The 12,313-nt window shown below is 67.0% G+C and carries 10 protein-coding genes and 1 pseudogene; 4 read left to right on the forward strand and 7 right to left on the reverse strand.

From position 1 onward, the window contains the following. From A5704_RS03055 to A5704_RS03080, 6 genes are all read right to left on the reverse strand, one after another. The coding region (locus A5704_RS03055; protein ID WP_197508439.1) for a thiamine pyrophosphate-binding protein at nucleotides 1-706 on the reverse strand (706 nt) is incomplete at its 3' end. Further along, a complete protein-coding gene (locus A5704_RS03060) occupies nucleotides 707-1,921 on the reverse strand; it encodes a CaiB/BaiF CoA-transferase family protein (RefSeq protein WP_067887297.1) in 1,215 nt (404 codons plus the stop codon). Next, complete coding sequence (locus A5704_RS03065) at nucleotides 1,914-2,864, reverse strand: SDR family NAD(P)-dependent oxidoreductase (protein ID WP_067887300.1); 951 nt, start codon at nucleotides 2,862-2,864, stop codon at nucleotides 1,914-1,916. Before A5704_RS03065 ends, A5704_RS03060 begins: the two co-directional genes overlap by 8 nt. Continuing rightward, entirely contained in the window at nucleotides 2,861-4,708 is a 1,848-nt protein-coding gene (locus A5704_RS03070; RefSeq protein ID WP_067887303.1) for an NAD(P)/FAD-dependent oxidoreductase, read from the reverse strand. Before A5704_RS03070 ends, A5704_RS03065 begins: the two co-directional genes overlap by 4 nt. Then, complete coding sequence (locus A5704_RS03075; RefSeq protein ID WP_067887306.1) at nucleotides 4,705-6,090, reverse strand: SRPBCC family protein; 1,386 nt, start codon at nucleotides 6,088-6,090, stop codon at nucleotides 4,705-4,707. Before A5704_RS03075 ends, A5704_RS03070 begins: the two co-directional genes overlap by 4 nt. Then, nucleotides 6,087-6,935, reverse strand: coding sequence for an SDR family NAD(P)-dependent oxidoreductase (locus A5704_RS03080; protein WP_067749453.1), 849 nt, complete (start codon nucleotides 6,933-6,935; stop codon nucleotides 6,087-6,089). Before A5704_RS03080 ends, A5704_RS03075 begins: the two co-directional genes overlap by 4 nt. 220 nt (nucleotides 6,936-7,155) lie before the next feature. Between A5704_RS03080 and A5704_RS03085 the strand changes: the two genes are divergently transcribed. The 4 genes from A5704_RS03085 to A5704_RS03100 are packed head-to-tail and all read left to right on the forward strand — an operon-like array spanning nucleotide 7,156 to nucleotide 11,907. Continuing rightward, nucleotides 7,156-8,769: an SMP-30/gluconolactonase/LRE family protein gene (locus A5704_RS03085; RefSeq protein WP_067887309.1), complete on the forward strand. Its 1,614-nt coding sequence runs from the start codon at nucleotides 7,156-7,158 to the stop codon at nucleotides 8,767-8,769. After that, nucleotides 8,769-9,509, forward strand: coding sequence for a GntR family transcriptional regulator (locus A5704_RS03090; RefSeq protein ID WP_067785431.1), 741 nt, complete (start codon nucleotides 8,769-8,771; stop codon nucleotides 9,507-9,509). Before A5704_RS03085 ends, A5704_RS03090 begins: the two co-directional genes overlap by 1 nt. A 9-nt stretch (nucleotides 9,510-9,518) precedes the next feature. Next, entirely contained in the window at nucleotides 9,519-11,132 is a 1,614-nt protein-coding gene (locus A5704_RS03095; RefSeq protein ID WP_067887312.1) for an AMP-binding protein, read from the forward strand. Next, nucleotides 11,125-11,907, forward strand: a complete 783-nt coding sequence (locus A5704_RS03100) for an SDR family NAD(P)-dependent oxidoreductase (protein ID WP_067887315.1) — start codon at nucleotides 11,125-11,127, stop codon at nucleotides 11,905-11,907. The genes A5704_RS03095 and A5704_RS03100 overlap by 8 nt, the downstream gene beginning before the upstream one ends. A gap of 11 nt (nucleotides 11,908-11,918) precedes the next feature. Here A5704_RS03100 and A5704_RS03105 read toward each other — a convergent pair. Next, nucleotides 11,919-12,170 (reverse strand): annotated as a pseudogene (locus A5704_RS03105) (IMP dehydrogenase); the annotation flags it as partial. Between the last annotated feature and the right edge of the window lie 143 nt (nucleotides 12,171-12,313).

Below are 12,313 nucleotides of genomic sequence, written 5' to 3' on the forward strand. Positions count from 1 at the left end.
TCACCGGGCAGGCCATGAGGTCGGCCAGCTCCCGGACCGTCGCACCCGTGCGCGACGTGTGGACCCCGTGCCCCACCAACAAGATCGGGCTCTGGGCCGCCCGGATCAGCTTGGCCGCTTCGGCCACCTCGCGCTCACCCGCGGTCTGGTTGACGAGTCGATACCGGTGGGGCGGCGGTGGATCCGCCGCGTCGAGCTCGGAGAGGATGACGTGCGACGGGTACTCGATGTAGGCCGGGCCGGGCGTGCCGGACATGGCCCGGCGGATCGCCTCGTGGATGATCTCGTCGGTCTGGTCGGCGTACTCGATGGAGGCGCTGTACTTGACCGAGGGCGCGAAGAGCGGTTCCTGCCGGACGAACTGGATGCGGCCGCGCCGGACCCGGCGCTCGGTGATGCGGGCTCGCTGGCCGCCGATGAAGATCACCGGGGAGTTTTCCACCTTCGCGCACTGGATCGCCCCCGCGATGTTGGCCATGCCCGGTCCGAGCGTGCCGATGCACAGGCCGGGATTGCCCGTCATCCGCGACGCCGCCTCGGCCATGAATCCCGCGCTGAGTTCGTGATGCGGTGCGACCACCGACCAGCCACGGGCATCCGCCTCCGCGAACATGTGCACGAAGTTCGGGTCGGGGATGCCGAACAAGGTATTGACACCCTCGGCCTCGAACAGGTCCAGAATGCGCTTGTAGACGGGCACACCCATCTAGGACTCCTTTCCCTCGCGAGCAGACACAGACTCGCACTGTGGCGGGGCATCTCCTGCGATTCCGCGTCTGCTCGTGCTGATTTCCGCGAGCACTTCCTCGGTGTCGGCGCCGAGTTCCGGCGCGGGCCCCGCGACCCGCCCCGGCGTCCGTGAGAACCAGGTGGGCACGCCCGGGAAGCGCACCGGGCCGTGCGGGGTGTCCACGGTCTCGAACATGCCGACGGCGTTGAGATGCGGGTCATCGAACAGCGCGCCCGGTGTATTGAGCGGTGCGGCCGGTATCTCGAGGTCGCGGAACAAGGCCAGCCATTCCTCGGTAGAGCGCTGCTTCATCGTTTCGGCCAATAAGCCGTAGACGGCGTCGATCTGGCGGGCGCGCTGTTCCAGCGTCGAATGCGACCCATCGGTCCACGGCGGCTGCACGGCATCGATGAACGCGTTCCAGTGCTTGTCGTTGTAGATCAACGCGGCGATGTAACCGTCGCTGGTGCGGTACGGGCGGCGGTTGGGCGCCACGGTGCGCGGATAGACCGCCGGCCCCAACGGGGGATCGAACAGGGCACCGTTGGCGTGTTCGACGAGCATGAACGAGGCCATGGTTTCGAACATCGCGACCTCGACCTCTTGTCCCTCACCGGTGCGCTCGCGGTGGAACAGCGCCATCGTCGTCGCGTAGAGCGCCGTCAGACCGGCGACCTTGTCGGCCATGATGGTCCCGACGTAGTCGGCCTCGCCCGTCAGCTGTTGTTGCACCGCGGGCAGGCCGCATTCGGCCTGAATGGTGTCGTCGTATGCGGGCCGGTCGCGTTCGGGTCCACGCCTGCCGTAGCCGTAGCAATTGGTGTAGATGATCCGCGGGTTGATCGCGGCGACCTCGGGGTAGCCGAACCCCAGCTTGGCGATCGCCTTGGCGCGCATCGAGTGGATGAACACGTCGGCCGTTTCGAGCAGCCCGCGCAGTGCTGCCGCGCCCGTCTCTTTTCGCAGGTCCAGCACGACGCTGCGCTTGCCGCGGTTGACGTTGACGAACACGCCACTCATGCCTGGTGCCGGGCCCACCGAGATGTAGCGGGTGTTATCCCCTTCCGGCGGTTCGACTTTGATCACGTCAGCGCCCATGTCGGCCATGATCTGCGTGCAGTACGGTCCCATCACCATGGCGGTCAGGTCGATCACCCGCACACCGGCGAGCGGACCGGTCGCGTCAACCATGCAACGCTCCTTGATCGCTTGAGCGGTGCGACAATTCGAAGCTGTAACGAATGTGCCGGTCGTGCCCGTCGGGCAGGACCGGGAAGATCAACGGCGCCTCCACGTATCGGATCGCCTCCAGGTGGCGGCCGACGTCTTCGATCGTCCAGGAGGGCCGGTAGACCCCCGGGCTTTCGGCGACGACCACCCGCGCCACCCGACCCGCCAGCGCGATGAACATCTCCCCGTTCACCGAGCAGGATTCGTGGGCGAGCCAACCCGCGACGGGTGCAACGAGTTCCGGACCCATCGGCGGGTAGGCGGAGATGTCGATCCCGTCGGCCATCCTGGTCACCGCGGCCGGGACGATGACGTTGCACGCGACGCCCTCGGCGGCGCCTTCGAGCGCCGCGACGTTGGCCAGTCCGATGACGCCGGCCTTCGCGGCCGCGTAGTTGGCCACCCCGTGGTTGCCGTACAGGCCGCCGATCGACGACGTCAACACGATGCGCCCGTAGCCCGCCCGGCACATGAGCGGAAACGCCGGCCGCACAACGTGGAACGCACCGCGCAGGTGGACGTCGAGGACCGCGTCGAAATCCTCGTAGCTCATCTCCTTGAGCGACGCGCGACGGACGTTGCCGGCGTTGTGGATGAGGATGTCGATGCCGCCGTAACGTTCCACGGCGGTCTGGATGATCGCTGCACCGCCTTCGCGGGTCGCGACCGACGCGGTACACGCGACCGCGTCCCCGCCCGCCGCCGTGATCTCGGCTGCGACGTGCTCGGCCGGTCCGGGATCGCAACCCTCGCCGGTCAGGCCGCCGCCCGGATCGTTCACCACGACCTTCGCGCCACGCGCCGCGAGCAGCAGGGCATAGGACCGGCCCAATCCGCGGCCGGCGCCGGTCACCACGGCGACGCGGTCGTCGAATCTCAGCTCTGTGGAAGGGGTCTCGTTCACGAGCCCAGGACCAGACCTTCCAGGTCGCCCCTGGCCCGCCAGACGCGCAGCAGGTCTTCGAAGGCGTAGAAGCCGGGGCCGTAGGGCTCACCGAGGTGGGACCGGATTCCCTCGCCGCCCCCGCCGCCTTCGTTGTTGTAGTAACCGGGCGTGCACTGAGCATCGAACGCCGAGTTGTCGACCGCCGTCTCGCGGATCGTCTGGCACCATGCGTCCTGAGCCTCCTGGCTGGGCTCGACGATGGTCGCGCCGCGCGCCAGGGCTTCGGCGATGATGTAGGCGATGTGCTCGCCCTGCACCTCGTAGTTGGCCGCGATGTTCGCGGAGATGCCGACCTGGGTGAACCCGGTATAGAACTGGTTGGGAAAATCGCGGCTGGTCATGCCGTGCAACGTCTTGTAGCCGTCGTGCCAGTAGTCGAACAGCGACAGCCCGTTGCGACCCTCGATCGTCTCGATCGAGTAGCGGCGGCTGATTTCGGTGGTGATCTCGAATCCGCTCGCGTAGATGATGCAGTCGACCTCGTACTCGACACCGTTTGCGAGAAGGCCTTTTTCGGTGGCGCGCTCGACCCCCTTGCTCGCCGACACATCGACCAGCGTGACGTTGGACCGGTTGAACGTTGCCAGGTAGTCGTCGTTGGAGCAGGGCCGCTTGCACAGGAACCGGTAGTAGGGCTTCAGCGCCTCGGCGGTCGCCTCGTCCTCGACGATGGCCGCCACGCGCCGGCGCAGCCGCTCCATGACCTTGTAGTCCTCCTCCTCCCGGATCGCGATGAACTGTTCGGGAGTCAGTGCCGCCGGATCGTCCAGGGCGAGGACCCGGGCGGCGGTGTTGCGCCCGAGCTCGGTCCAGAAGTCGCACACCAGATCCGGCTGGCCGAGCGCCATGCCCTCGAACGTCCAGGAGTGAAAGTTGCGCTGGCGTTCCTTCTGCCAGCCGGGTTTCAGGGTCTTGACCCATTCGGGATCGGTCGGCGCGTTGTTGCGCGCGTCCACGGTCGACGGGGTGCGTTGGAAGACGTACAGGTGTTGGGCGTGGCGGGCCAGGAACGGCACGATCTGGATCCCGGTGGCGCCGGTGCCGACCACGGCCACGCGCTTGTCAGCCAGCTTGTCCAGTCCGCCCTGGGCATCGCCGCCGGTGTAGGCGTAGTCCCACCGTGACGAATGGAAGCTGTGTCCCCGGAAGTCTCTGATGCCGGGAATGCCGGGCAACTTGGGCCGGTGGAACGGGCCGGACGCCATTACGACGAAGCGAGCGCGAATGTCGTCGCCGCGATTGGTGCCGACACGCCAGCGCCTGATGTCTTCGTCCCAGCGCAGATCGTGCACCTGGGTGGAGAAGACCGCCGAGTCGTAGAGACCGAAATGCTTGCCGATGTTCCGGCAGTGCTGGTAGATCTCGGCGCCGTCGGCGAATTTCTTCGACGGCATGAAGTTGAGCTCTTCGAGAAGCGGTATATAGCAGTAAGATTCGTTGTCGCACTGGATACCCGGGTAGCGGTTCCAGTACCAGACGCCGCCGAAGTCACCGCCGAGCTCGATGATCCGTACGTCGTCGACGCCCGCCTTCTTCAGATAGGCCGCCGACAGCAGGCCCCCGAAGCCGCCCCCGAGAACCGCCACGTCGATGTCCTCGTTGATCGGATCCCGAGGTGTGACGGGCGTGTACGGGTCCACCTCGTAGTAGCCGGCGAAATCGTCCTCGAGTTCGATGTACTGCTTGGAACCCTCTTTGCGCAGCCGCTTTTCACGTTCCTGCCGATACTTCTCCCGCAGCGTCTCGATGTCGGCGTCGTCCGGCGTCTGCGTCGGTCCGCAATCGTTTCCGAACATGGTCATGTGTCTTCAAGCTCCCGCGGTGCGCCGGTACCCATGTACTTCGACAGTTGGTAGTGCAGGTTGACGGTGCTGCGTTCGCGGTACGGGTTGGGCTTGGTGCCCGGAAAGCCCAGCGATTTCATGCCCTGCTGCACCGCGGCCATGTTCGAGAAATCCTGCGGCAGGACCGAACGCCACCTGGGATCGCCGACCGGCGTGTACTCCCATTCCGTCTCGGGCTCTTGGCCTTTCGGATAGAGCTCCAAGACCGACACCTCGAAGATGCACTTGTCGGGGTGGTAGCTGGGATGTGGTCGCGCGCCGTAGCACAGCGCACTGGTCAGGCCCTGCCCGATCTGGAAGTTCGGAAAGATCTGCCACGCGGTGCCGGCCTGCCCGAGGATGTCGGCGGGAATCGTCGGCCAGATCACGCCGCGGGCCGCGTCGTCGCGGCGCGCCGACGCCAGCCAGTGCTCGAGGACCTTGTCGGCCGGTGTTCCCTCGGGCAATTCGTCCACCAGCCGCTTGGCCGCGTTCACCAGGGTCTGGGTGGTGGTGGCGTTCGTTTCCTCCATCGTGTACACCTGCATCTCCGCGGTGGACACGCGAGGGTCGGCGCCGGTGCCGAGGCGGATCTTGGACTTGGTGGCCTCCATGTCCTCCGGAGCGTCATAGCCGATGTTGCTGTGTTTGCCCTGCGCCTTGGCCCAGCCCTTGAATTCGCCGAACCTGTTGAATTCGGGATGGGTGGTGTAGACGTGGTAGGTCTCGTTGAACGCCTCGAGCGCGACCTTCCAATTGCAGTCGAAGAACAGCCACTTTCGCCATTTGTAGCGCATGTTCTCGCACCCGAAGGGGTCGAGAATCTTCGCTGCGGGAAACAGGTAATCGGCCAGCGATTCGCAGTCGGGGTCCATGTTGACCCACAGCCAGCCACCCCACGTGTCGACCTTGACCGGCCGCAGGTGGGTGTTGTCGGGGGTGAGCGCCCCCTGCCAGTCCTGTTGTTCGCGGATGTGGGTGCACGCCCCGTCCAAACCGTATGTCCAGCCGTGGAATCCGCAGACGAACGATTTGCGGGCACGGCCGCGGGCGTTCTTCGCACCCTCGGGTGTGTCGATCAGTCGGCGGCCGCGGTGCATGCACACGTTGTGGTGGGCGTGGAATTCGCGTGGTCCGGTGCGCACGACGATGATCGAGTCGTCAAGGATGTCGTAGGTCAGGTAGCTGCCCACCTCGGGCAGCTCTTCGACCCGGCCGACCTGCTGCCATACCTTCCGCCACAGCTTGTCGCGCTCGGCGCGCGCGTAGTCTTCGGAGATGTAGGCCTCGACGCCGATCGTGACGGGCCGCGAAAGTTCCTCGGCCGCTGCGGCGTTCACGCCCTTGGCGAGGTCGGTCATCGCATCCTCCTGATGGCCGCGCGGAAGGATTCGTCCTTGAGGAACAACGACGTGTTGTCGGCGTCGAGATGACTCCACTTGAGGTCAAGCCCGCCGTCGACGAGCAGCGTCTGGCCCGTGATGTAGCTGGAGAGTTCCGACAGCAGAAACAGGATGGCGCCCGCCTGTTCCTCGGGCCTGCCGCGCCTGCCCATCGCGATCGCCCGCCGATCCCGGTCCGGGTCGGAGTCGACATAGGTGCGCGAGGCGGCGGTCTCGGTGACGCCCGGCGCCACGGCGTTCACCCTGATGCCGGCCAGGGCAAGCTCGAGTGCCATGGTGCGCGTCATCGCGGCGATGGCGGCCTTAGCGGTGCCGTAGGCGATGTGGAAGGGCGCGGTGTTCATGCCGCTGATCGACGAGATCGACACGATCGATCCCGGCCGCTGCTGGGCCACCAGCTCGGCCGCCACGGCCTGGCTCATGAAGAACGCGGTCTCGAGGTTTGCGGCGAAAATCTCGCGCCAGTCGTGCCGCGTCACACGGGTCGACGGCATCCACGTCGATGGCGCGGCACCGCCGGCGACATTGACGAGCCCGTACAGGTTGCCCTCGGCGCGGCGCGCCTGATCGATGACCGCGGCGATGCCCTCATCGGTCGAGGCGTCGGCCGCCACCGGCACCACCGCCAGACCCTGACCGGCCAGCGGGGCGACATGCTCGTCGAGATTCTCCTTCGACCGGCTCACCGCGATCACGGTGGCGCCGGCCCGCGCGGCCATCGCCGTCACGGTGGTACCGATCCCGCCGCCCCCGGCGCCGGAGACCACCACGATGCGACCGTCGAGTCTGAGGAAGTCCTCCATGGCCTGCTTTCCCCTGCTGCGAACACCGGGCACGGGCGCAACGGGCTCTGCTGTCTACTGGTCCGGACAAAATATGGCATTCTGTCGTTCGGAGAATACTATTCCCATCGCCAGACTGGACTGTCAAGGCCGAGCAGAGCGCTGCCGATGACTATTGTCTGGACTAACCGTAATTGATAACGTCCAGCTCAAACGGCCTACGGAAGGATCCCGGCGAGGCATGTCGATTTCGAGGGCCACCGCGGCGGAGCCGTCACGGTATGCGGCGCTACATCACCCGATCGACGTGGCGGAAGGCTGGACCCTCGATCGAGTGACCGCTCCCAGCCGGCTGTTCGGCGCCAACGGTTTGCGGACCGGCCCGGACGGTCGCGTCTACATCGCGCAGGTGACCGGAAGTCAGATCAGCGCACTGGATCACCGCACCGGCCGGCTGGAAACCGTGAGCCCGAAGGGCGGCGACATCGTCGCCCCCGACGACGTCGCGTTCGACTCCCGCGGCAACCTGTACGCCACCGAGGTGATGGACGGCCGGGTCAGCGTGCTCGACACCGCCGGGCGAACCCGAGTGCTGCGCGACGATGTCCCGTCGGCGAACGGCATCACGTTTTATCGGGACCGGTTGTTCGTCGGCGAATGCCGTGAGGGCGGCCGGTTGCTGGAACTCGATCCGGCGGGCGGATCGCCGCGGGTGCTGCTGGATGGGGTGCCGTCACCGAACGCGATGGAGGTAGGCCCCGACGGCCTGTTGTATTTTCCCGTGATGGGCGCCAACGAGATCTGGCGCGTCGATCCCGACGGCGGTGAGCCACACTGTGTCGCAGCCGATCTCGGTGTACCGGACTCGGTCAAGTTCGACAACCACGGCCGCATCGTGTCGACCCAGGTCGCCAGCGGGCAGGTCCTTCGCATAGATCCCCGCAGCGGCGAGCGGCGGGTACTGGCCCAGTTGAGCCCCGGCCTGGACAACTGCACGTTGGTCGGCGACCGGGTGCTGGCCTCGAACTTCACCGGAGAGGTCACCGAGATCGCGCGCACCGGCGAGACGCGAACGGTGTTGCCCGGCGGGCTCAACTGGCCGCTCGACCTGGCCGTGGACCACGACGGCCGGCTTTACGTCGCCGATGGCACCTACCTCTATGTCGTGCAGCCGGACGGGTCGTTGCAGACCGCGGGCATGTTGTTCAGCCCCGGCTATCCCGGGTTCCTGCGGGGGATCGCGCCGAGCGGGCCCGGCGAGTTCGTCGTGACCACCTCGGGCGGTCAGGTCGCCCGCTACCGGCCTGCGGCCGGCCAAAGTGAGGTGCTGGCCGACGGTTTCGACCAGCTCTACGGCGTTGCCGTCGGTCGCAAGGGGGTCGTCTTCGCCGAGCTGGGCACCGGGCGGGTCCTGTCGCTGGGTGCGGGCGGCGTCGAGGTGCTGGCCACCGGCCTGCGGGATCCGGTCGGCGTCGCGATCGACGCGGAGGGCGCGCCCCTGGTGGCGGAGGCCGGGCGGGTCGTCAGGGTGAGCGGACCCGGCGGCGACATCGTGGTGGCGGATTTGCAGCGCCCACAAGGCATTCTGGTGCGTGACGGTGTGCTCTACATCGTCGATGCGGGCACCAAGGAGTTGATCGCCTTCGACCTGCATGGCCAGGTCCGGCGCGTCATCGCATCGGGGCTGCCGGTCGGCCCGCCGCCGGGTGTGGCGCCCAAACCGTTGAAAGGGATGCCCCCCTTTTCCGGCCCGCAGGGCCCCTTTGCCGGCATCACGTCCGCGCTCGACGGGACCCTCTACCTCTCGGCCGACGGCGACGGCAGCGTCCTGGCTCTACGCCGGGATGGCCGCTGATGACCCAGGCCATCGCGGGCGAGCACCGCTACCTTCAGATCGCCCGCACGCTGCGCAAGGAGATCGTCGACGGCGTCTATCCGGTCGGCTCGCAGCTCCCGACGGAGCATCAGCTGTGCGAGCGATTCGCGGTCAGCCGCTACACCATTCGCGAGGCGCTGCGCCGGCTTCGCGATGACAACCTCGTTGCGTCCCGGCCGCGAGCGGGCACCCGGGTGGTTCCGCGCCCGGCCACCAGTTCCTATGCGCAGGACGCGATGTCAATCGACGACCTGCTCGTCTTCGCGGCCGGCGCGCAGCTGACGATCGAGTCGAACGCGATGGTGACCATCGACCGGGACCTTTCCGCTCGAACCGGATTGCTCGCCGGCACACAGTGGTTGAGCGTGCGCGGGTACCGCCAGGCCGACGGCGCGTCAGCGCCCCTGTGCCGAACGGAGTACTACATCAACCGCGATTTCGCGGCGGTCGGCAGGCTGCTGCAACGGCACGCCGGCCCGATCTTCCCGCTGATCGAGGACCTGTTCGGTGTCACCATCGCCGAGCTACACCAAGAGATCGCCGCGGTGGTGCTTTCGCCCGACCTGGTCGACGGTCTCGCGGTCGAGGCGGGGACGGCCGCCCTACAGATGCGGCGCACCTATACGACGTCTGACGGCGTGGTCGCCCAGGTGACGATCAACACCCATCTGTCTTCGGACTTCCGGTATGCGATGACAATGCGCCGAGTGAAAGATTAGGTTGTTGCGGTGATCGCCCCGGCCCGCCAGGACCCCGCACGCGCGGCGGACGCGTACCGGCGCGACCTGTGGGTCCATACCACGCTGGCAGATTCCCTGCTCGCGGCCGTGGCGACTTCGCCGCGCCGTATTGTGCTGGTGGACGGGGACATTCGGATCGACGTTGCCACGCTCCACACGCAGGCCATCGCGTTGGCGAACACCCTCCTGGCGCGCATGCCGGTGGGCAGCGTCGTGTCGTTCATGCTGCCCAACTGGCACGAGGCGGCGGTCATCTATCTGGCGGCGACTCTCGCCGGGATGGTGGTGAATCCGATCCTGCCCTCGCTGCGCGACCGTGAGCTGCGCTTCATCCTCGAAGACGTCGGCGCCGCCATGATCTTCGTCCCGCACCGGTTCGGCGGTCACGACTATGCCGTGATGGTCCAGGGGGTGACGGCCGCGATGGACCGGGCGCCCGAGGTGGTCGTGCTGCGCGGCCCCGAAACGGGGCGAGCCGGCCGGCACACGCCGTACCCGCAACTGCTGGAGCAGGGGCCGGTCGCGACGCGGCTGCCCAGCCTGGATCCCGACGCCGTGCGGATGGTCCTCTACACCTCCGGCACCTCGGGCCGTCCGAAAGGCGTTCTGCACAGCCACAATTCGATTCATGCGCTGATCCGCCAGATCCGGGACCACTGGGACGTCAGCCCCGGCGACGCGTTCCTGGTGCCGTCGCCGATCGCACACATCGGCGGCTCGATCTATGCGTTCGAATGTCCGCTGCTTCTGGGCACGTCCGCGATCCTGATGGATCGGTGGGACCCATCGGCGGCCGTGGCGGTGATGGACGGCCAGCGGTGCACCCATATGGCCGGGGCGACACCGTTTCTGCAACAGCTGCTCTCCGCCGCCGAGCGTGCCGGCAGCCGGCTGCCCGCCTTGAAGGTGTTCATTTGCGGTGGCGCCGCCGTCTCGCCGTCATTGATTCGCCGGGCCGGCGCCTATCTGGACCGGGCGGTGGTCACCCGGGTGTACGGCTGCACCGAAGTGCCGGTCACGACGGTCGGAGCGCTGGAGCGAGACGAGGCCGCCCACGCGGCCGAGACAGACGGACGCGTGGGCATCGCCGAGATCAAGCTCGCCCCGCACCCGGCCGCCGCGGCCGGCGAGGGCGAAATCTGTGTCCGGGGGCCGCAGATGCTATTGGGCTACCTGCACGCTGAGGATGAGGCCGAATCCTTCGACGAGGCAGGTTATTTCCGGACGGGCGACCTGGGCCGCTGGGTCGACGGCCAGTACCTCGTGGTCACCGGCCGCGCCAAGGACGTCATCATCCGCAACGGCGAGAACATCTCGGCCAAGGAGGTCGAAGACTTGCTGACCGACCATCCCGGCGTGGCCGAAATCGCCGTCGTGGGACTGCCCGACGACCGGACCGGAGAGCGCGCGTGCGCCGTGATCGTTCCCGCGGGTTCATCACGGCCGGACGTCGCGAGCCTGCTTGCCCTGCTGCAAAGCAAGGGCGTCGCCAAATTCAAAGCGCCAGAACAGGTCGTCTTCTGGGACACGCTGCCGAAGAACGATGCGGGAAAGGTGCTGAAACACCAGATCAAGCTCGCGCTGACGAAGGTAGATGGGTGATATGCAGGTCGCAATCGTGACGGGAGCAAGCAGCGGCATCGGCCTGGGATGCGCGACGAAACTCGCCGAGATGGGGATGGCGATCGTCGGCACGGGCCGGGATCAGGGCCGGCTGGCCGAGCTGGAAAGGGCCATCAACGATCCGAGCCGTGTCGCGACACTCGCGGTCGATCTGACCGAGGACCACGCGCCGGGCCGCATCGTGGACCTCGCGGTCGGCCGCTGGGGTCACGTCGACTTCCTCATCAACAACGCGGGGGTGGGCAGCCCCAAGCCGCTGCACGAGACCGACGACGAAACACTCGACTATTTCCTGAGTTTGATGCTGCGTGCACCGTTCAGGCTGGCGCGCGAAGCGTTGCCCCACATGGGACCGGGGTCGGCCATCATCAACGTCACATCGACGTTCGCCGTCGTCGGCGGCCTGCGCGGTGGCGCCTACTCGGCGGCCAAGGGAGGGCTGACCGCACTCACCACCCACATCGCCTGTCAGTACGGGGCGGCCGGCATCCGATGCAACGCTGTGGCGCCCGGAGTGACGGTCACTCCGATGGTCGAAAAGCGCTTGGAAGACGACAGGTTCCGAAAAATCAACACCGAGATGACGCCGCATCAGAGGCTGGGGACCATCGATGACATGGCCAGCACTGTTGCGTTCCTGTGTTCCCCCGGGGGCAGCTTCATCAACGGGCAGACGATCGTCGTCGATGGCGGCTGGAGTTCGACCAAGTATCTGTCGGACTTCGCCTTGAACTCGCGTTGGGTCGAGCGTTAAGCGGGCGGAGCTCAGACGTTGAGCAGCACTTTGACCGCGCGCCGTTCGTCCATTGCCTTGTAGCCTTCGGCGGCGTCCTGGAGCGGCAGGTTCAGGTCGAACACCTTGCCGGGGTTGATCTCACCGTCCCAGATCAGCCTGATCAGCTCGGGGAGGAATCGCCGTACCGGGGCGAGGCCGCCGTGCAGGTGCACCATGGAGAAGAACAGCTCATCGCCGGGCAGCGCGACGTCGTGCGAGAGGCCGACGTAGCCCACAGCGTCGTGGAGGCGGTCGGCACCCAGCAATCGATGATGCAAGCGATCTCCGCCACCCGACCGGGCGGTCACGTGGGCTACGTCGGCCTCTCGCACGACGTCGCGCTGCCCGGCGATGAGCTGTTCTTCTCCATGGTGCACCTGCACGG

The organism is Mycobacterium sp. E735 (genome assembly GCF_001666955.1).
GTDB lineage: Bacteria > Actinomycetota > Actinomycetes > Mycobacteriales > Mycobacteriaceae > Mycobacterium.